Consider the following 21,306-nt stretch of genomic DNA (forward strand, 5'->3'; position numbering starts at 1 on the left):
CCAGTCTGTCAGCCCGTCGCGGCATGCGGAACGAAGTCCCCGGGCGCGGGCGCGAGGGGCGTGAAGGAGGTCAACGCCCTACCCGTCCGAGGCATCGGCGGGCGCCAGCGCCGCCGTGGCCTCGGCGAGCCTGCTGCGGAACCTCTCCAGCTGTCCGGTGTCCGCGCCCGGACAGCCGAGGAGTTCCGTCACCGCGTCGAGCGCGTCCGCCGGGTCCTCCCAGGCCGGATCTCCGGCCAGGAACTCCTCCAGGAGGGCGTCTGCCCTCTCCCACTCGCCCTGCCCGCAGAGGACCACCATCAGTTCGCCGGCCTCGGTGCAGGTGAGTGCCGCCGGGTCGGTACGGGGGTAGTGCCGTTCGGCGTCCCTCCACAGCTCCGCGGCCTGCTGTACGCCCTGGGTACGGCTGACCACCAGCGCGAGATAGTACGAGCCTTCGCTCGGCTCCTCGGTGAGAAGGCGCTCGGCGGCTTCCCTGGCCGGCTCGAAGCGCCCCGTCAGCCGACACGCCTCGGAGCGCAGCCCCAGGAAGTCGACAGGCTCCGCACCCTCCCGCTCGGCCAGGTCCAGTGCAGCCAGGGCCTCTTCCGGACGGCCCAGGAAGAGCAGCGCCGAGGCCCTCTTGCGGTGCACCCAGGCGGAGCCGAAACCCAGTTGGAGACAGCGGTCGAGGCCGGCGAGGGCACGCTGAAGCCGCCCGGTTGTCAGGTCCAGTGCTGCCCGTCGTACGTACGCCCAGACATACTCGGGATCCACCTCGATCGCCCGGTCCAGATCCGCGTACGCCTCCTCGAACCGTCCCATGGCTCTGTGGACCCCACCGCGGTCGGCCAGGATCCAGGCCTCTTCCGGCTGCAGTTCGTCTGCGCGGTCGAGATCCGCCAGCGCCTCCTCGTACCGGCCCAGAGCACGTCGGGTCTGGCCGCGGCTGCCCAACGCCCACCCGTAACCGGGATCGAGGACGATCGCGCGGTCGAAGTCCGCCAGCGCCTCCGGGTAGCGACCCGCTACCCGGTGCGCCTCGCCGCGCTCCGCGAGTGTCCAGGCATTGCCGGGTTCGATCTCCACCGCCCGGTCCAGATCGGCGCGTTCACCGTCGGCGTCGTCGAGCGCGCGGCGGACCCTGCCGCGCTCGACCAGCGCCCACGCATACTCGCCGTCGAGGTCCAGTGCATGGTCCAGGTCAGCCAGGGCCTGCGCGAACCGGCCGGCCTCGCGATGGGCCCTCCCGCGGCCGGCGAAGGCGAAGGCGTAGTCGGGGGCGCGGTCGATCGCGACGCCGTAGGCCGCGATCGCTTCGTCGTACCGGCCGTCCAGCCGGTAGGTGTCCCCGCGCTGCCCCGGGATCCACGCAGTGTCCGGGCTCAGCTCCTCGGCCCGGTCCAGATCCGTCAGCGCACCCGGAATGTCCCCGAGACGCCCCCGGGCTTGGGCTCGTCTGACCAGCGCCCATGGGTAGTCGGGGTCAAGCTGTATGGCGCGGTCGAAGTCCACCAGCGCCTCGGCGTACCTGCCCCGCTGCTGGTTCGTCTGGCCACGGCTGGCGAAGGACCAGGCGTCCGTGGGATCGAGCTCCAGAGCACGGTCGAGGTCCGCGACCGCCTCCTCGAACCGGTCCGCCAAACGGTGCGTCTCGCCGCGCTCCCTGATGATCCACCAGGTGCCGGGCCGCAGTTCGTCGGCCCGGTTCATATCGGCCAGGGCCAGGTCGAACTCGCCGAGCGCCTGGCGGGTGAGCCCGCGGCCCAGATACGCCCTGGCCCGCCCGGGTTCGAGCGCGATGGCACGCTCGTAGTCGAGGAGCGCCGCCGGATACTCCTGGGCGTCACGCAGGTCCCGGGCCCGCGCCACCAGGGCGCTCACCTGGCCCTCGGTGTCGAGCCCGGCACGGGAGAGCAGCAGGCCCAACACGCGTATCGTGCCCCGCTTTTCGTCCGCGAGGGCGGCGAGGCAGTCCTCGCCCCACTGCCTGAGCGCGTCCGCGTCAGCGTCCTCGCCCGCCTCCGCCAGGACCTGTCCCCAGCGGCGGGCCTCCGCCGTGCTGTCGTCGCACGCGTCCACACCGTCCCGCAGGACCGTCGGCAGCGCACCCTGCGGCTGGGCGCACAGCAGGTGGTACGACTCCTGGAGACGCAGCTCGCACCAGCGCGCCTGCTCCCACAGTTCCTCGGGGTCCACCCCGGCTCCAGCGGCCTCCCTCCAGCCGGCGAAGGCTTCGGCGAGCCGGGTGTGCAGTGAACTCCAGCGCTGCGGCGAACTGTTGCGCTGCAGACGCAGCATCGGATTGCGTACGACATCGTGGTACTGGGCGCTGCCCCCGCGGTCGGACACGAACGGCAGCGACCGCAGCCAGCCGAAGAGTCCGGCCGCGTCCGCTTCGACCGCCGCCCGGAATACATCCTCGTTGAGGCGCCGCGGCAGGGCGCAGGCCAGGGCAGCCGCACGCCGGACCGGGTCCTGCTCCCATTTGAGGAAGCGGCCGACGGCGGTGGCGCTCGGATCGCCGACGTCAGCGGGATCGGCGGGCTGGTTCTCGGCGAGGGTGGACACCAGGACCGGCAGCCGGCCGGAGAGCCGCAGTACGTCCTGTACCACCCCTTCGTTCACCACACCCTTCGCGGCCAGGAGCTGGCGGGCCTCGGACTCGGTGAAGGGCTCCAGCGGCAGATCGGCGACGAAGTCCATATGGTCGGCCCAGCAGCCGGCGTCGAGCTGCCGCTGCCCGGCCAGCGTGACGATGACATTCGCGGGCAGCGCGCCGTACCGCTCAGTGGTGATGAGATCCCGCAGCCATGTATCGAGGAAGGGGCCGGTGCGTTCGTACGTGTCGAAGAAGAGCGTGAACCACGGTACGCCGGCAGCGAGCCGGCCCACCTCCGCCACCAGGACCGGGGTGAGGACCTGAAGCGGGTCCATCACCAGCTGTACATCCTCCTGATTACGGAAGCGCGCACTGAGCGCGGCCCGCAACCGGTCGGCCCCCTGGGCCAGATGGGCCGGGTCGACGACCCCGGCCAACGCGCCGATTCCGGGCACCATACCGAGCCCGAAGAGACCCGCCTGGGCGGCGGCCATCGACCCGGCGGACGGGCCCGGGGGCTGCTGTGGGTCGAGCACCGCGACGGATGCCGACTCCGCCTCGTACCGCCGTTCGCGGTAGGTCGCCAGCATCCGCTCCAGGGCCTTGAGAGCGTGCCCCTGCCGGGCGAAGTGCGCCCCGATCGCCGCCATCGCCTCGGGCACGCTGCTCACGGCCTCGTCGACATAGGAGGTGATCGCCTTGCGTTCACGGGACGCTTCTTGGAACTGCTGGACGAGAGAGGTCTTTCCTACGCCCGCATTGCCCCGGATGTGGAAGATGAAGCGATGCCGTTCGTCCGCCGGGGGAAAGTCGAAGTTCTCCCGGAACAGCGCCAGTTCATCACGGCGCCCCACGAATCCGGCGCGCTTGCGGCGCCGGATGAACTCCTGCATGGATGGTCCGTCTGCCCTCACCGCATCAGTCTGCCAGCGGAACGCCGGATCCGGGGCGGCTAGTCCCCCAGTACGGGCAGCAGTTCGGGCAGGTGCCCGTCGGACGCGGTGGCCGCCTGCTGTCGCTCCTGCGGCACCTCGCCGTACAGCGTCGTACGCGGCTTCGCCGGGCGGCCCGCCTCCTCCGCGATGGCGATCAGGTCTTTGATGGAGCGGTACGAGCCGTAACTCGAGCCCGCCATCCGGGAGATGGTCTCCTCCATCAGCGTGCCGCCGAGGTCGTTCGCGCCGGAGCGGAGCATCTCGGCCGCGCCCTCCTGCCCCAGCTTCACCCAGCTGGTCTGGATGTTGGTGATGTGCGGGTGCAACAGCAGCCGGGCCATCGCCGTCACAGCGCGGTTGTCCCGGCTCGTCGGCCCCGGCCGGGCGATGCCCGCGAGATAGACGGGCGCATTGGTGTGGATGAAGGGCAGCGTCACGAACTCCGTGAAGCCACCGGTCTCCTGCTGGATCTGCGCGAGCGTACGGAGATGGCCGAGCCAGTGCCGGGGCTGGTCCACATGTCCGTACATCATGGTCGAGCTGGACCGGATACCCAGCTGGTGTGCGGTCTTGACGACCTCGATCCAGGTGGCCGTGGGCAGCTTGCCCTTGGTGAGGATCCAGCGGACCTCGTCGTCCAGGATCTCCGCGGCCGTCCCCGGGATCGAGTCCAGGCCGGCCTCCTTGGCCGCGGTGAGCCACTCGCGGATGGAAAGACCGGTCCTGGTGGCGCCGTTGACGACCTCCATCGGCGAGAAGGCGTGCACATGCATGCCGGGGACGCGCTCCTTCACGGCGCGCGCGATGTCGAAGTACGCCGTACCGGGCAGGTCGGGGTGGATGCCGCCCTGCATGCACACCTCGACCGCGCCGACCTCCCACGCCTGCTCCGCGCGGTCGGCGACCTGGTCGAGGGAGAGGGTGTACGCGTCCGCGTCCGTACGCCGCTGGGCGAAGGCGCAGAAACGGCAGCCCGTGTAGCAGACATTGGTGAAGTTGATGTTGCGCGTGACGATGTAGGTGACGTCGTCGCCGACCACGTCACGGCGCAGCTCGTCCGCGATCCGGGTGAGCGCGTCCAGTGCCGGCCCGTCCGCGTGCAGCAGCGCGAGCGCCTCGTCGTCGGTGAGCTCGGTCGGGTCGTCGGCGGCTGTCGCGAGCGCGGCGCGTACATCCGTATCAATACGGGACGGCACCATGCCGGGCACGGCTGCCTCCCGAAGCGCCTCCCAGTCCCCGTACACCTCGTCGAAGTCGTCGCGCCGGTCGGAGGTCCGGCCTTCCGTATCGATCGTGCGGTGCAGATCGGTCCGCCCGGTGGAGGTGAACCCTTCGTCGGGCTCCTGCCACGGGTGCCCCTCGACACGGGCGTCCTGGTTCGCCAGCCCGGTCTCCGGATCGGCGAGCGCGCGGACATGCGGCAGCAGCCGCGGGTCCAGCCAGGGCTCACCGCGCTGAACGAACTCCGGGTACACGCAGAGGCGCTCTTCGAGCCGGAAGCCCGCCGCCGCCGACCGCTCGGCCAGCTCGTCGATCTGCGGCCAGGGCCGCTCGGGGTTCACATGGTCGGGGGTCAGCGGCGATACCCCGCCCCAGTCGTCGATGCCGGCGCCGATGAGGCGTGCGTACTCGCCCGCCACCAGGTTCGGCGGCGCCTGGAGGCAGGCGGAGGGCCCCATGATGTGCCGGGCGACGGCGACGGTGGCGACCAGCTCGTCCAGCTCGGCGTCCGGCATGCCGCGCATCGCCGTGTCCGGCTTGGCGCGGAAGTTCTGCATGATCAGTTCCTGGATGCCGTGGTACGCACGGGCGACGCGCCGCAGCGCGAACAGCGAGTCGGCGCGCTCCTCGTACGTTTCGCCGATCCCGATCAGCAGCCCGCTGGTGAAGGGCACGGAGCTGCGCCCGGCATCCTCCAGCACCCGCAGCCGGACGGCGGGCTCCTTGTCCGGCGACCCGTAGTGCGGTCCGCCCGGCTCGCTCCACAGCCGGGTCGCCGTGGTCTCCAGCATCATGCCCATGGAGGGCGCGACCGGCTTGAGCCGCTGGAAGTCCGTCCACGACATGACGCCGGGGTTGAGATGCGGCAGCAGCCCGGTCTCCTCCAGGATGCGGATCGCCATGGCCCGTACGTACGCGATCGTGTCGTCGTAGCCGTGCGCGTCGAGCCACTCCCGGGCCTCGGGCCAGCGGTCCTCGGGCTTGTCCCCGAGCGTGATCAGCGCTTCCTTGCAGCCCAGTTCGGCCCCGCGCCGGGCGATGTCGAGGACCTCGTCCGGCGACATGAACATCCCGTGGCCCGCGCGGCGCAGCTTGCCGGGGACGGTGACGAAGGTGCAGTAGTGGCACTTGTCGCGGCACAGCCGGGTGAGCGGGATGAACACGCTCTTCGAGTACGTGATGACACCGGCGCGGCCCGCGGCCTCGAGCCCGGCGTCCCGCACCCGCGCGGCGGACGCGGTGAGGTCTTCGAGATCGTCTCCCCGCGCCTGCAGCAGCACGGCGGCCTCGGTGACGTCCAGCGCTACCCCGTCCCTGGCTCGCTTGAGGGCGCGGCGCATGGCGTTCTCGGTGGGGCGTACGGGGCGCACGGGCTGGTGATCCGTCATGGACCGAGCATACGAGCGCGGGAGGAGGGGAAGTAGCTGACCTCGGGCGGAGGGGCACGGCCGAGGGGTGATGACCTGAGTGACCTGAGTACCTACGCCTAAGCATGCTGGGCACGACCACGCATGTCCGGGCCGTGCGATGGACCGTAGCTTCAGTCTCATGATCGACGACCTTGAGATGTCCGACTCCCCCGCGAGGGCGGTGGTCCGCAGGGCTCTCGACGTGGCGTGGTGGGCGTTCATCGTGCTCATTTCCGCGCCGCTGCTGCTTGTGCTCGGCCTGGTCATCACGTACCAGGTGGAGCGCGCCACACCGGAGGACTATCCCCGCGTCGCCCCCGAGGAGATGATGCGCCGCGCCACCAGCCGCTCCCAGGACGCGTACGAGGTGCTGGGCTTCGACCGCGTTGTGCCGCCGGGCGTGGTGGAGATCGGGGTGGGCACGGAGAACTATCTCTCGACCGACTCCTGCCACCCGGGCGGGCTCGAGGGCATGGCCGATGATCCCGTGGCCGGTGCGTACGGGCTGCACCACGGCTGGGCCCTGGACAAGGTCTCCGAGAAGGAGGCCCTGCCCGCGTTGCGGAGGTTGCACGACCATTTGAAGGACACGGGCTGGCACATCAGCGAGTACGGGGAGTTCCAGACCGGCGACGAGTGGAACCTACGGGCGGAGCGGGACGGCCGGGCGGGAGACGGCGGGAACGAGACGCTGTCCTTCACCTGGCGTGCGGAGAACCAGCGGTTCTCCGGGGGCAGCGGGATGCCCTGTGCGTACGACCCCAAGGAGGCGTACGGCGATTCGCTGACCGGCGTCCATCCTCCGGAGCTCCGTCCGGGCGGGGGCCAGGACTGATGTCACAGGCGTCACCGAGGTCACAAGATGACGCGTCAGCAAGTGTTGGCGATTTCCCGCGATTTGATCGTTTTGATTCCATTGCATTCGAAAACTGGTTCGTGGCAACATGCCGTGCATGACCAGCAACGGGGACGGCATATCGGAGCCCGAACAGCCCTTGCGGCTGACGGATTTGGCCGATTCGGTACCAGATTCAACTGCCGTAGGGACTGCGCCAACGGTTCCCGCCGAGGATCAACTTACTCGGGCTCGCAGGGAATTTGCAGTATTGCTCGGGGAATTCCGGCGTACTGCGGTACTGGTGCCGTTCGATGCGTACGGGAGCCTGTGGACCGCGGACCAGGGCGGGGTTCGCTGGATCTGCGCGTTCTCGGACGAAGAGGCGCTGGCACGGTTTGCACGTGCGCAGGGGAACGCCGAACGGGAGTGGACGTACCAGACGATCCTGGGCGCGCGGCTGCTGGATGTGATGGTGCCGATGCTGCCGGGGCCGGCAGGCGTGGCACTCGACGCAGGCAGTGACGAAGGCATGCTGTTCCCGCCCGTCCAGGGCATCGTGCCCGACGCCGCGGCGGTAGGCCTCGGGGCGATGGAATGACTGGCAGCGATCCTGATCTCGCGGCACCGGCAGCGGCGCTGGCCGAGATCGCGAACGGCATCAATCTGGCGCATGCCGAGTTGAAGGACCTCGGGATGATCGGCGAGGCATCGACCGGGCGAGGTTTCTCGGATGTTGCTTTGTCGGGGCTGGAGTTGGGGCACGGCGAACTGGCCGCGGAGTTCCAGACGTTCTGTGATCGCTGGGAGTGGGGCGTACGCGCGCTGACCTTGCGCGGGAATGGCTTTGCGCTGGGGGTGGGTCTGTCGGCCGGCTCGTACGCCGAGCAGGAGCAGTACATCAAGGACTCGATCAAGATCGGCGTGAACTCGGTGAACGGGAACCCGCACTTGAGCGAGGACGACGTCAAGGGCATGAGCTGGGACAAGATCAGCACCCAGTCCGCGTACGACGGCGCGACCTGGAGCGCCGAGTCCTTCTCGGAGGCCCAGAAAGAGGTCAACAAGACCTGGAAGAACACCGGGTACGACGTGATGGACGCGGGGCTGGACTCCGCGGAGCGCTCCGGTCTGATCGACCCGGAGTTGCGTGATAAGACGGACAAGCAGATGCGCGAGGTGTTCGATCCGTCGGAGGAGACGATCGCGCAGGCTGAGCAGCCGCGGTGGGGGGAGCACGGCTGATGCCGGACTGGGGAAAGCTGGTCGACGAGGGCATCGACGCCGTAGGCGACGGGATCGACAAGGCCAAGGAGAAGGCCGGCGAAGGCGTCGACTGGGCGACGGACAAGGTCGGTGACGGACTTGACCACATGGGCCAGCACACGATGGCCGACGTGGTCGAGGACTGGGGCGATCGCACCGCCTCATCCCTGGGCGCAGAAGTCGGTGAGCAGCAGCTCGGCGAGACCGAGGAAGCGAACGAGCTGATCCACGGCAACCCCGGGAAGATCGCCGAGTCGGTGAAGAACCTGCGGGACTTCCAGAAGGCGTTCGACCTGGTCGGCGGCGGGATGAAGAAGCTCGACTCCAGTCACTGGAAGGGCGAGGCGGCCGACACCTTCCGGGAGAAGTTCTCCACCCTGCCCACCGACTGGCTGCACGCGGCGGACGCCTTCGAGGACGCCGCCAAGGCACTGGAGACGTATTCCAAGTCGATCACCAGCGCGCAGGACAAGGCCAGGGAAGCGATCGCCCTGTACAAGGAGGGCGACGAGTCCTCGAAGAAGGCAACCGAGGAGTACAACAAGAAAGTCAACGCCTACAACGCCGCCCGTAATGGCGACCACCCGCTGCCCGACCCCGGTGAACTCTCCGATCCGGGCGAAGCCAAGCGGGAGCGGGCGCGAGAGATCCTCACAGAAGCCCGCCACCACCGCAACGAAGCAGCCGAGACGGCGAAGACGGCTGTGACGGCAGCGATGGCGCACGCTCCGAAGGAACCCACCGGCCGCGAGAAGCTCAATCTCGAGCTCATGGACTACAGCCTGGGCCAGAGCTTCGAGCTGACGCACTTCGCCGGCGGCGTCGCCAAGGGCACTGCGGGCCTGCTCAACTTCGTCCGGTCGGTGGACCCGATGGACCCGTACAACCTGACGCACCCGGCCGAGTACTACAAGGGCCTCAACATGACGCTCGCCGGGCTGGCTTCCACCGCCGTCAACCCGGACCGTGCGCTGAAGAACGCGTGGGATGCGGCGAAGGGCGACCCGTCCGAGTTCTTTGGCCGGTTCGTCCCCGAGCTCATCGGCACCAAGGGCGCGGGCAGCCTCAAGGGGCTGCTGCGAACCGGCGCGAAGGACTTTGCTGAGCACCCGCGCGGGAAGGGCCGCGACGGCCACGAGAAGGACCCCAACGACACCAGCCGCGAGGAAGGGGAGAAGAAGTGCAAGAAGGACCCGGTCGATGTCGCGACAGGTCGGATGATCCTCCCGCAGACGGACATCGCCCTGCCCGGCTCACTCCCGCTTGTCTTCCGGCGCACCTTTGAGTCCTCGTACCGCGCGGGCGGCTGGCTCGGCCCGACCTGGGCGAGCACGCTTGACCAGCGCCTGGAGATCGACTCCGAGGGCGTGGTGTTCGTCTGCGAGGACGGGAGCCTGTTGGCGTATCCGCATCCAGCACCCGGCGTCCCGGTTATGCCCACGCACGGCCGGCGCTGGCCCCTGGACCGCGACGCCGATGGGGACTACACGGTCACGAACCCCGACACTGGTCAGCTCTGGCACTTCGCGGCCAATACGGACGAGCTGGCGCTGCTGGTCCAGATCGACGATCGCAACGGCCGCTGGATCGCCTTCGAGTACGACGAGATCGGCACGCCGACCGCGATCGCGCACCACGGTGGCTACCACCTGAAGCTCACTACCGATGAGGGCCGCATCACCGCCCTCCACCTGGCTTCGGCGGCTCCCGACGGCACCGACCAGGAGATCCTGCGCTACGGCTACGCCGACGGCCACCTCACCGAGATCACCAACTCCTCGGGCCGCCCAATGCGCTTCGGCTACGACGAGCACGGCCGCATCACGTCCTGGACCGACACGAACGGCAGCCACTTCGACTACGTCTACGACGACCGCGACCGATGCGTCTTCCAGTCCGGGGCAAACGGGCACCTCGAATCCCGCTTCACCTGGGACGACACCGACCCGGACAGCGGCCTTCGCATCACGTCGGTGACTGACGGGCTCGGCCACACTGAGCGATTCCTCGTCAATGACCGGGTCCAGGTCGTCGCCGAGATCGACGCGAACGGCGCCGTCACGCGGTTCGAGCGCGACCGCTACAACCGGCTGCTGTCGGTGACGGATCCACTCGGTCACGTGAGCCGTTCGACCTATGACGAGTCGGGCCGCCCGACTACGGTTGTGCGTCCCGACGGGCGGGAGGTGTATGCGGATTACGACGAGTTGGGACTTCCGGTGCGCGTTACCGGCGCGGGCGGGACGGTAACGCGGCAGACGTATGACGAGCGGGGCAACCGCACGTCGGTGACGGACGCGTCGGGGGCAACAACGCGGTTCTCGTACGACGAAGCGGGACACCTCACATCGGTGACGGACCCACTTGGCCACAGCTCTTCCGTGCGTTGCAACAAGGCGGGGCTGCCGGTCGAGATCAGCGACCCGCTGGGTACGACGACGCAGTACGGACGCGACGCCTTCGGCCGTCCTGTCGCCATCACCGACCCGCTCGGCGCAGTCACGCGCCTTGAGTGGACCGTTAACGGCAAACTCGCGCGGCGCATCGAGCCGGACGGCAGCGAGCAGTCCTGGGTCTACGACGGCGAAGGCAACTGTCTGTCGCACACCGATGCCGTGGGTGGCGTCTCCACCTGCGAGTACGCGGACTTCGACCTGCTGGTGGCCCGTACCGGGCCGGACGGCGTGCGGTACGAGTTCAGCCATGACTCCAATCTCCTGCTGACTCAAGTCACGAACCCGCAGGGGCTGACCTGGAGCTACGAATACGACCCGGCCGGACGCCTCATATCCGAGACCGACTTCGATGACCGCAGACTCGCGTACAGGTACGACCCGGCCGGCCGATTGGTCAGCCGGACCAACGGGGCAGGCCAGACGACCAGGTTTGAGTACAACCCTCTGGACCAGCCCCTCCGCAAGGAGGCCGAAGGTGCGGTCACCACCTTCGAGTACGACATCTTCGATGAACTGGCGATAGCGACGAACTCGGACGCAACGCTGCTCCAGTTGCGTGACCGGTTCGGACGCCTCAAGTCCGAGACCGTGGACGGTCGCAAGATCACCTTTGAGCACGATGCCGTTGGCCGCCGGACAGGCAGGACGACGCCGAGCGGGGTTGTCAGTACGTGGACGTATGACGCAGCAGGACGACGCACCGAACTCACGACGTCGAGCCGCACACTCACCTTCGAACTCGACGCCGCGGGCAGGGAGCTGGCCCGCCACATAGGCGCGACGCTCACGGTCCGGCATGCCTTTGACGCGATGGGCCGCCTCACCGACCAACATGTCATCGGTCAGGGACGCGATCTTCAGCGTCGCGGCTACACATACCGAGCGGACGGTAATCTCGTCGCCATCGACGACCAGCTCTCGGGTGCCAGGAGCTTCGACCTGGACGCGGCAGGCCGGGTCACGACGGTCCACGCGACGAACTGGACGGAACGGTACGCGTACGACACGGCCGGCAACCAGACCGAGGCGTCGTGGCCTGCTCCGCACCCTGGCCAGGAGGCCACGGGGACGCGCGCCTACACGGGCACACACATCAACCGAGCCGGAAACGTGCGCTACGAGCATGATGCGCAGGGCCGGATCGTGCTCCGCCAGAAGACTCGTCTCTCGCGCAAGCCGGACACTTGGCGGTACGAGTGGGACGCAGAAGACCGGCTGACGGCCGTGACCACGCCGGATGGTGCGGTGTGGCGCTACTTGTACGACGCGCTGGGCCGCCGCATCGCCAAGCGTCGCCTTGGCGATGATGGCCAGACGATCCTGGAGCAGGTGGTCTTCACCTGGGACGGCGTAACCCTCTGCGAGCAGACCACCGAGAGCGAGACACTGCCGAATCCGGTCACGCTCACCTGGGACCACGACGGTCTGCGTCCGCTTGCCCAGACGGAACGCATCCTCGGGGCGGACGCCCCGCAGCAGGCCATCGACGAGCGTTTCTTCTCGATCATCACCGACCTGGTCGGAACCCCGAGCGAACTCATCGACGAGTCGGGCGCGCTTGCTTGGCACACGCGCAGCACACTGTGGGGTACGACAACGTGGGCAACCACGAGCACGGCATACACCCCGCTCCGCTTCCCGGGCCAGTACTTTGATCCGGAAACAGGCCTGCACTACAACTACTTCCGTCACTACGACCCGGAAACTGCCCGCTACCTCACTTCGGACCCACTCGGCCTCGGACCGGCTTCCAACCCTTCGGCATACGTCCACAATCCCCACACGTGGGCCGACCCACTAGGGCTGGCACCGGACGACTGCCCTCCCAAAGGCGAGAAAACCAACCCCTTCAAACATCGGCAGGATGCAGAACGCGCCGCATTCGAAGCCGCTGGGGTCCCCTATGGCACCAAGCCTGATGCCGAATGGGCCGTCACCGGAGATGTCCGCAAGGCCCACATGCCGGGCTATTTCTATTCGGATCAACAAGCCCATTGGGGCCGGTTCCGGCAATTTGAAACCGAACACGGATCCCGAGTAGTGGTGGAGCACACTTTCGATAAAGCGGGCCCACACTTCCACGCCGGAATGCCGAAACAAGGCTCCAACCGCACTGAGGTAAACTTTGGGTGGGACAATTCACCCGGTGAACATTTTCGATATACGGACACTTGGGAACGGTACGGGAAAATAAATAAGCCCGGCGGGGACCATCACTTTTTCTACGAGGAAGGATGGGGATCTCGATGAACGATGAAAATTCTGGAGTGGACCCCGGTATGAGATTCAGCGACAGTGAGCTATTTTCTCACCTGGAAGAGCACGGTCTCGTAGTGATTGAAGGCGATCTGCCGTCAAGCGCCCCAGCTCCACTAACCGCAGTCCTTGCCGTAACAGGCGGTTACGTTCAGCCGACAGTCGCTGTCTCACACTCGGTACCGAATGTCGCCGCCGAGGTGGACCGCTGCTGGCAGGAGCAGGTCACAAGAATGGGATTGTACTCTGACGACTGCAGGTTTCTCCTGCGCCCATCAAATCCCGGCAGTGAGGCCAGGGGATGGATTCATGTGCGAGACAATGTCGCTGACCGACTTCCTTCGCGGATAGCTTCCGCCACAGGACGCCGAGAGTTTATTGCGGTCTCCCTGGACGGAAAACGCTTGTGCGCCGTTTCGCTCGAGGACGACGAAGACTGGATCGTGACTCACGAATTCACATAATATTCGAGGCCGAGTCCATTGCCGCTGGGCGTATAAGGAGAAGGTCGGCGAAGGTGTCGACTGGGCGACGGACAAGGTGTGACGGTCTTGACCACATGGGCCAGCAACGGACTATCTTGGCGCCTTGAATGACTTCCGAGCACTGGCCGAGGGGTCCACCGCTGGCTAAGCGGGCAGGGTTCGGGGTCGGCGTGGGTGACCGCGTTCGCCGCGAGTTCCGCCATGACCTGGGCCGCGGAGTCAGAGAGGTCACTGCCGTACGGGACTCCCCAGCCGTCGAGTTGATAGTCGGCCAGTTGACGGGCGAGGCATGCGCCGCTGCCGCGTGACCGCGAGGTGCTGCGTGAACTCGGCCGCAGGGGTGGCGGTTGCGGCCTTCATGTCTCTGAGCGTCAGACGACATTCAGTCGGCGTAGTCCTTGAGCTTCTGCGTCTCCAGCGTGATCCCGACCGGGTCCGGGAGCTCGACAACAGCACCGAAGGAGCGAGTGGTGATGCTTCGGTACGAGCCGCCCTCGGGCTCGGCGTGGACGGTGACCGCGTGGGTCTCACGGTCGACGAGGAGGTAGACCGGGATACCGGCTGCCGCATAGCCGTCGGGCTTCTCGACGCGGTCGCGCATGTCGGTGTCCGGGTCGCGCGAGGTGACCTCGACCGTCATCAGGACGCCGTCGGGCGCCGCCCACTCGCCCTGCAGAACGAAGTGGTCGATAGGCGCGAGAGTGCCGTCCGGACGGGCCCGCCCCCTGCGATACTTCTCGACCTTCAGGCCTTGCTCGGGGTAGAGGCGATGATCGGGCAGGCGCTGCATGCACTGTTCGAGGAGCCACATCACGATGGCTCCGTGGACGCCGTCCGGCACGGGCTTGACCTGGACCTTTCCCAAGATGAACTCCAGCCGCACCATCTCTGGCGAACGGCGGGCGAGTTCCTCGAACTCCTCGACCGACATCTGGGGCCGGGACGGCCGGGGGGTGGTCCTGGGGGTCATGGCGTCGCCTCCTCCCCTCCATGGTGCCCTGACCGGCGCATCCCGCACGCTCATGCACGACTCCTCGGGGCCAGCCCGGCAGCCATGCGTGCGGCGTCGGCGTGCGCGGCCACGTCCGCCGGGCGCGGGCCGGGGCGGAAAGTGGCCGGGATGTCGTCCTCGTCCTCGCTGCGGCAGGCCTCGCACATCCCGTTGATGAGCGGCTCGTCCTCCTCGGTCGTGTCGCAGAACATGCAGACCATGACGCTGCGCAGCACGGTCTCGGGCTCGCGGGCGGGCTTGGGCGGCATCTTGTCCTCCAGTCGTCGTTTCGCGATCCCCGCCGGGTTGTGGATCGCGTCGGGCAGTCCGTAAGTGAGGGCATTGATCAGGTGCTTCACGCTCGCGCCGTACTCCAGCCAGGTCGCGGCAAGGGGTTCCAGCCGCTCGCAGTCGGCGGCGGAGAGGGTCATCCGGGGGTCGGTACGGCCGAGGGCGGCGAGGGTTCGGTAGGCGGTGGTGCGCTGCGGTGCGGGCTCGGCGGCGGCCGGATCGGTAGCGGCCGGCTCCGTGACAGTCGGCGCATCGTCCGGGGCGTCATCAGGGGCGTCGAGCATCACGCCCCGTACGCTCCGGCAGAACTCCTGCCACCAGGCGGCACTGCGGGCGGTACGCGACCAGTACGTACGCGTCACCCAGCGCACTCCGTCGTCACGGACCACCTGCTCCTTGATCCGGCGCAGATGGCCCGCGTTCGTGAGTGCCTTGAGTGCGCTGCGGATCGCCGCCTGACCGTAGTCGGCGATGTGTTTGGCAAGGGTCTTGTGGTCCATCGCCGCGCCCTCGGGGAGGCGGTCGATGAACGCGGCGACGGCCGCTTCCCGCTTGAGCAGATGTGCGAAGTCGCCTTTGCGACGCGGGGATTGATCGGGCGCGGGACGCTTGCCGTAGCCCGGACTGGCCATGGGGTGTGCGGGCGTGGGCAGGGCACGGCTAGAGTTGAGAGAAGCCACGAGATCGGCGCCTTTTCGATCTTGGAGGTCAGACCCCGGCTGGTGCTGCTAACACCGGTCGGGGTTGTTTATTGCTGCGAACGCTAGAGGCATATGACAGCGCGTGGCAAGTTGAACACCGAAAGTCAACTCTTGTGGACATCGGGGCAGTTGGGGAGGGTGGGTGGGTTCAATCCACCAACCATTCCTCACAAAGGGGGCTCGGAGCTCGGAGCTCGAAGCCTGCGGCTCGATGGCCTCTGGATAGCAGGATGAGTAGCCGCGCGGTTCCTGGCTCAGTCCCAGATGACCTTTAAATTGCTTCCGCCGGAACCCGTCTGGGACAGCGAACCCTTCACGTGCTCGTGGGCTGCGGCGTCGCGATGGAGGCGGCGGCCACACGGCTCCGCAGGTGCCTGTGCCGGGATCACCGATCCTGGGAGAGCTTGTAGAGCTCGGCGAGGAGCCCGCCAAGATCCATAAGTTCCTGCCACGTGCCCTCTTCGCGCACCCGGCCGCCGTCGAGGACGATGATGCGGTCGGCGATGCGTGCGTTCTCCAGGTTGTGGGTGACGAAAACGGCCGCCTTCCCGGCGGCGAGTTCCTTGAAGCGGCTGATGACCAGGTGTTCGGCGCGCGGGTCCATGGCGCTGGTCGGCTCGTCCAGCATCAACACGACAGCATCTCGGTAGAAGGCGCGGGCGACCGCGATGCGCTGCCACTGCCCGCCCGACAGGTCGGTGCCGCCCCAGTTGGAGCTCGCGACCAGGGTGTCCAGCCCATATGGGACCTTGGCGATGATGCTGTTCGCGCCGGCCGCCCGAGCGGCCTCCAGGAGCAGGGCGTCGTCCTCGGTGCGTGGCTGGCCGAGGTGGATGTTGGCCCGCAGGTCCATGGGCCAGCGGGTGTAGTCCTGCGGCACGAGGCCGACCCGCGGCCAGACACTGTGCGGGTCGGCCTCGGCCAGGTCCACCCCGTCCCAGGTGACGGTGCCGCTGTTGGCCACCCGGAGCCCCGTGAGCAGGGTCGACAGGGTGGTTTTGCCGGAGCCGTTCTCGCCGACCAGCGCGATCAGTTCGCCCCGGCGGAGGGTGAGGCTGACGCTGTCGACGGCCTGGGTATCGGCGCCGGGGTAGGCGTAGGAGACGTTCTCCGCGCGGATCACGGCGGGGGCACTTGCCGGGACCTTCGTGGTCCCACGCTCGGCACGCAGGGCGTTCGCCCGGCGCAGGAACGACTGCCAGTCCTCCAGGTACAGCGACGTACGGAACAGCCTTGCTGCAGACATCACCAGCGAGGTCAGGGCGCCGGTCGAAGTGCGTACGGCCACCACGGCCGTGGCGGCGACAGCCAGGTCCGTCCGGCCGGTGGCCGCCAGCCAGCCCAGTGCGATCCAGGTGAAAGCGAGCATCAATCCGCTGATGCTCGCGCCGAGCAGGGTGACGCGCAGGACACGCGGGGCTGCACGGCGGTGAGTGGCCTTGATCCGGTCGGTGATCTGCCGGTACCAGTTGGAGAGGAAGGCGGCCATGGTGGTGGCTCGGACCTCGGCGGCGGTGCGTTGGTTGGTGGAGTAGTACCGCACCAGGTAGCGCAGGTGGTTGTCCGAGATGTTCTGGTAGTCGGCGTGGTGCTGAATGCGTGCGGTAGTGATGGCGGCCGCGCCCTTGGGCACCACCGCCAGCACGAGCAATGGCAGCAGCAGCGGATGAAGCACCGTCAGTACCCCGGCCGCAGCGACGAGCTGGGCGAGGGCGGAGACGAGGGCCTGGGCGTCGCCAATGAGGTTTTCGGTCGCCTCGGCGCCCTTACCGGCGGCCTGGAGACGGTCGGTGAAGCCGGGCCGGTCGTACGCCTCCAGCTCCACCTCCGGGGTGGCCGCCAGGATCTGGAGGTCGGCCTCGGTGGCGACCTCGGGCGAGAGGCGGGCGGAGGCGTAGACGGCGAGAGCGTCGGCCCCGGCCCGCACCCCGGTGGCGACCGCGACCACGATCAGCGCGCCGGTGGCAGCGCTCACCCGGTCGGCGACCGCGCCGGCGGCGAAGAGATGGTTCATCGCGCCGGGCAGGGCCGCGAGCGCGACAGCGGAAGAGACCGCAACGACCAGCTGGCAGACGGCAAGCCAGAGCATCGCGGACCGGTCGGCGGCCCAGCCGAGCCGTACGGCGGCGGCGAGGGTGAGTGGGAGGCGAGCGGCCATGTGCCACCAGGAGGCGTTCGCAATGTCCTCGAAGCGTGGGTCGCCCTGGTAGCCGACCTGCTGCGGGGAGCCGGAGGGTTTCGGGGCGGGTGAGGACTGCGTCACCCGCCTCATCTTGGTGCGTTCTTCAGGGCAGGAGGGCCGATTGAGCCGAAGTCGCCCGCGTGGTGGACAGGATGTCTACAGGGCCCGAAGGGCCAGTTCGATGGCGGTGATCAGGAACAGCCCCGTGCGATAAGGCGCCGTCTCGTCCGGGCTCAGTGCGGCCCGCTCGACCGTCTCGGCGAGCAAACCGGCGTCGAGATAGCCCTGGTCGATGAGGTGCAGGTCCTTCCCCCAGCCTCTTAACAACCCGGTGCCGTACTCGTGCACGGCGCGATTCATCAAGTGGCCGAAGTTCTCCCGCAGTACGGGGTTTACCACCTCGTCGGGCAGGCCCCGGACCGCCAGGCGCTGGTGCAGGAGGCGCTTGTCCTTCTTCCACTCAAGCGGCAGGCGCTGGCCGAAGCGGACCATCTCAGCATCGGTGAACGGGGCGACGGTCCACAAGCCACGGCGCGCGAGCAGCGGGGTCGCGACCTCCAGAGCAACCAGGGCCGTCTCCGGCGCCACGGTGGGCGGAGCGATGCCGGTGTTGACCTCACCGAGCAGCTCGCGGACGCGCTCGCCGCACCAGGCGGGAGCGGACGGCGCAGGGATAGCCCTTCCCTCGGGCCGCCTGACGCGGGCGACTTCGTCGCCGCCGAACCCGGACACCACCGTGGCGATGTCGCGCGCTCGCAGGGCCTGGGCGAGCGCATCGGCTGCCTCCAAATGCGGCTCGTCCAGCGGGCTGACCGCCTCGGCCCTTGACCGGCGCAGGCCGCCCGCGGACAGCGGCGGATACGCCGAGGCGCCCACCGTCGCGTCGACGGCGAAGCCGAAGTAGTCGATCACCGTGCGGCGCCGTGCCGTCTGCTGCCCTCCGGCCTCGCCGCCGATCAGCATCGCGCACGGTGTGATCGCCCCGGGGTGGGCCAGGGCGAGCGAGATGGCAAGGTTGGTGGAGTCCATGCCGCCCGAGAGCTGGGCCGCTGTCCGGCCGGGAGCGAGGGGGCGGCGCGCGAGGACGTGGTCGACCAGCGCCTCGAAGGCGTCCACCAGGGCCTCTCCGTCGGTATGCTCGGCAAGTTCGGAGGGCAGGGCGTGCTCGGCGGCGGCCGGGTAGACCATGCGCAGGCCCTCGGCATCCGCGTACGCGATGGAGTGCTCGGAGAGCCGCTTCACGGTGGTGAACAGCGTGTCGTGCCCGTAGCGGGGCCGGCCGATCAGTAGCCGCATCACCTCCTTCTCGTCCAGGACGGCGGGGGTGAGCCGCTCACGCAGGTCCATCAGCTGCCACGAGCCGGTCAGTTTCCCCCTCGTGTGCGTGAGGTAGAGAGGACACACCCCGCCCAGTCCCGTTTCCAGCCGCACTCCCGCCGGGCCTGCCTCGATCCAGATCCCCTGCAGCGGCCAGGTACGGCATTCCTGAACGGCACGCTCGTACACGGTCTCGTCCACCCGGGCCGGACCGGTCGACCGCAGCAGCGACGCCCGCCCCGCAGCCCGCTCACGCACCACCGTCAGTGTTCTGACGCCGTCGGTGACCGCCCGCGCCTCCAGCGCCAGATGGGACAGCGGGCGGATACGATCCTCACCCCGAATCCAGCCCGTCTCCTCGCCGCGCCACTGCCACGGCCCCGAGGCGGTGCGCAGGTTGACCGAGCACATCAGCATGTCTGGCTCCTCGTGAAGTTGGGCGACAAGACGACGGAGCCCGCGCGGGTCTCGGCCATGCGCGGGCTCCGGTGGCGCTGTGCGATCAGCCGTCAGTCCTCGAACCGGCCCTGGTCCGAGGGGTGTCCGCGGCCTTCTCCTCGAAGCGGCCCTCATCGCCCGGCACGGCGGTGATCTCCGGGCCGGCGAACACGGACTCCCACGGACGCGCCTGGTCCTTCATAGCGATCCCGTTCCACTTGACCGAACCCGGCGGACGGAACGTCACCGGGCTTCATCAATCAGTGAACTGGGCAAGGGAGTTGAGCGGTACCGTGCGGAGCACGCGGAGCCGTATATCGGGTATACGAGGGGCAGCCCCATGACCCAGCGCACTGCGAACGACCAGCTCAAGGCTCTGATCGAGGAATCCGGGCTGAGTTACGACGGCACCGCCCGCGCCGTGAAGGCCGTCGCGCTAGAGAGCGGCCAGAGGCTGGGGACCAATAAGTCGGCCGTCCACCACTGGACCCTCGGCGCGGTTCCGGACGGGCAAACCCCCGGATACCTGGCCGAGGCGCTCTCCCGCCGCCTGGGACGGCGGATCACCCACGAAGACCTCGGACTCGGCTCCCCAGTCGGCGGCGAAGATGACAGCATCGGTCTGACACTGGACTTCGATTCCATCCAGACGCTGACAGCCATCGGGAGCGCTGACGTGAACCGACGCCGTTTCCTCGCCACCTCCGCCTACTCCATGGCTGCTGCCGTTCTCCCGCTGGAAGCTGTCCAGGAAGCCGCCGCCCGCACCCGCACGGTCAGCGGCGGCGCCCTCGCCGGGCACGCCGACGTCGCCGCCGTCCGAGACATGGTCCGTCTCTTCATGGACATGGACGAGCGCCACGGCGGCCAGCACGGTCGCGCCGCGTTCGTGCAGTACCTGATCACCGACGTCCGTGACCTGTGCCGGGCTCGCTTCGGCAGCGAAGAGGCCCGCGCCGAGGCGTTGTCCGTCGCCTCGGCCGCAGCCCACCTCTGCGGCTGGAAGGCGTACGACAGCGGGGAGCAGGGCCTCGCGCAGCGGTACTACATGCAGTCGCTGGGGCTTGCCCGGGATTCCGGAATCCCAGGTCAAGACGGGTTCGTGATGCGGACCATGTCTCAGCAGGGCATGAAACTGCACCGCCCCGAGCACTGCCTGGCGCTGGCCGAGACCGGCTGGGGCCGGGCCAAGGGCCGGGTCGACTCGCAGGTCGAGGCACTGTTCGCCGTCACCCACGCGCACGCGCTCGCCAAGGCCGGCCAGCGCCAGGCGGCCATCGGCGACGTCGACCGCGCCCACGCCGCGCTCGCGGCGGGCGCCGACGACGAGGTGCCGTTCTGGGCGCTGGTGTGGGGGCCACCGGCGGCCACCGTCTACTCCCGTACGGCGAAGGTCTTCGAGACGCTCGGCGACCGACACAACGCCGCCCGCCAGTACGCCACCGCGGCCGCCAGCCGACCGGGGACGACGTACGCGCGAATCATCGCCCTCGACCTGGTCGCTCAGGCCGAGCAGCAGGCCAAGCAGGGCGGCATCGAGCAGGCGTGCGCCACCTGGAGCAGGGCGATCGACACCATGGCCGGGGTGAGGTCCACCCGCACTCTCAAGGCCGTCCGCTCGCTGCGGGGAGACCTGCGTCCGTACCGTGCCCGCGGGGTCAGGTGTGCTGTCGAACTGGACGAGCGCGCCCGCGTCTTCCTGGTTCATCACCGCTAACGACCGTACGCCGGCTGGCATCGACGCGCGTGCAGCAACCGGCAGACTCCGGGCCCTTGACCGGACATCTGGGTGACTCACGGGCGTGCTGCTCCGCGCCCAGAGCGCGCGCCTCCGCGTACGCACCTGCGGACGGATATCGCCCCATCCGGACATGTCGATTAGTTCGATGGAGCGTCAGCATGTGGGCGGCCGCTCGGGCGCATTGAGTCGGCTCACGACGGG

13 protein-coding genes are annotated in these 21,306 nt (G+C 68.5%); 6 read left to right on the top strand and 7 right to left on the bottom strand.

Annotated features, from left to right (window positions below):
- Positions 1 to 78: 78 nt before the first annotated feature.
- Both OG735_RS18335 and OG735_RS18340 read right to left on the bottom strand, forming a co-directional pair.
- Positions 79 to 3,474 (bottom strand): tetratricopeptide repeat protein, encoded by a 3,396-nt coding sequence (locus OG735_RS18335; RefSeq protein WP_327324269.1) that lies wholly within the window; start codon positions 3,472 to 3,474, stop codon positions 79 to 81.
- A gap of 59 nt (positions 3,475 to 3,533) precedes the next feature.
- Complete coding sequence (locus OG735_RS18340) at positions 3,534 to 6,125, bottom strand: bifunctional FO biosynthesis protein CofGH (RefSeq protein WP_327324270.1); 2,592 nt, start codon at positions 6,123 to 6,125, stop codon at positions 3,534 to 3,536.
- A 160-nt stretch (positions 6,126 to 6,285) separates the two neighbouring features.
- Between OG735_RS18340 and OG735_RS18345 the strand changes: the two genes are divergently transcribed.
- The 5 genes from OG735_RS18345 to OG735_RS41965 all read left to right on the top strand — a co-directional run bounded on the left by OG735_RS18345 (position 6,286) and on the right by OG735_RS41965 (position 13,752).
- Entirely contained in the window at positions 6,286 to 6,981 is a 696-nt protein-coding gene (locus OG735_RS18345; RefSeq protein ID WP_327324271.1) for a hypothetical protein, read from the top strand.
- A 118-nt stretch (positions 6,982 to 7,099) separates the two neighbouring features.
- Positions 7,100 to 7,582: an SseB family protein gene (locus OG735_RS18350; RefSeq protein ID WP_327324272.1), complete on the top strand. Its 483-nt coding sequence runs from the start codon at positions 7,100 to 7,102 to the stop codon at positions 7,580 to 7,582.
- Positions 7,579 to 8,226, top strand: a complete 648-nt coding sequence (locus tag OG735_RS18355; protein ID WP_327324273.1) for a hypothetical protein — start codon at positions 7,579 to 7,581, stop codon at positions 8,224 to 8,226. Before OG735_RS18350 ends, OG735_RS18355 begins: the two co-directional genes overlap by 4 nt.
- Positions 8,226 to 12,953, top strand: a complete 4,728-nt coding sequence (locus OG735_RS18360) for a putative T7SS-secreted protein (protein ID WP_327324274.1) — start codon at positions 8,226 to 8,228, stop codon at positions 12,951 to 12,953. Before OG735_RS18355 ends, OG735_RS18360 begins: the two co-directional genes overlap by 1 nt.
- A 661-nt stretch (positions 12,954 to 13,614) precedes the next feature.
- Positions 13,615 to 13,752 carry a hypothetical protein gene (locus tag OG735_RS41965; protein WP_442812449.1) on the top strand — a complete coding sequence of 46 codons (138 nt, stop codon included), beginning with the start codon at positions 13,615 to 13,617 and terminating at the stop codon, positions 13,750 to 13,752.
- A gap of 74 nt (positions 13,753 to 13,826) precedes the next feature.
- Here the strand turns inward: OG735_RS41965 and OG735_RS18370 are convergent, their stop codons facing one another.
- The 5 genes from OG735_RS18370 to OG735_RS18390 all read right to left on the bottom strand — a co-directional run bounded on the left by OG735_RS18370 (position 13,827) and on the right by OG735_RS18390 (position 19,611).
- The gene (locus OG735_RS18370) at positions 13,827 to 14,414 is read right to left on the bottom strand and encodes a Uma2 family endonuclease (RefSeq protein ID WP_327324275.1); all 588 of its coding nucleotides are present in this window, start codon (positions 14,412 to 14,414) and stop codon (positions 13,827 to 13,829) included.
- A gap of 50 nt (positions 14,415 to 14,464) precedes the next feature.
- The gene (locus OG735_RS18375; RefSeq protein WP_327324276.1) at positions 14,465 to 15,406 is read right to left on the bottom strand and encodes a hypothetical protein; all 942 of its coding nucleotides are present in this window, start codon (positions 15,404 to 15,406) and stop codon (positions 14,465 to 14,467) included.
- Between the two features lie 406 nt (positions 15,407 to 15,812).
- Positions 15,813 to 17,690 (bottom strand): ABC transporter ATP-binding protein, encoded by a 1,878-nt coding sequence (locus tag OG735_RS18380; RefSeq protein WP_327324277.1) that lies wholly within the window; start codon positions 17,688 to 17,690, stop codon positions 15,813 to 15,815.
- Positions 17,691 to 17,765: 75 nt separating this feature from the next.
- Positions 17,766 to 19,343 (bottom strand): hypothetical protein, encoded by a 1,578-nt coding sequence (locus tag OG735_RS18385; RefSeq protein ID WP_327324278.1) that lies wholly within the window; start codon positions 19,341 to 19,343, stop codon positions 17,766 to 17,768.
- An 85-nt stretch (positions 19,344 to 19,428) separates the two neighbouring features.
- Positions 19,429 to 19,611, bottom strand: a complete 183-nt coding sequence (locus OG735_RS18390) for a hypothetical protein (protein ID WP_327324279.1) — start codon at positions 19,609 to 19,611, stop codon at positions 19,429 to 19,431.
- A gap of 93 nt (positions 19,612 to 19,704) precedes the next feature.
- On the opposite strand from OG735_RS18390, the gene OG735_RS18395 reads away from it, so the two are divergent.
- Positions 19,705 to 21,081, top strand: a complete 1,377-nt coding sequence (locus OG735_RS18395) for a hypothetical protein (protein WP_327324280.1) — start codon at positions 19,705 to 19,707, stop codon at positions 21,079 to 21,081.
- Positions 21,082 to 21,306 lie beyond the last annotated feature (225 nt).

Source organism: Streptomyces sp. NBC_01210, from assembly GCF_036010325.1.
In the GTDB taxonomy this organism is placed as follows: domain Bacteria; phylum Actinomycetota; class Actinomycetes; order Streptomycetales; family Streptomycetaceae; genus Streptomyces.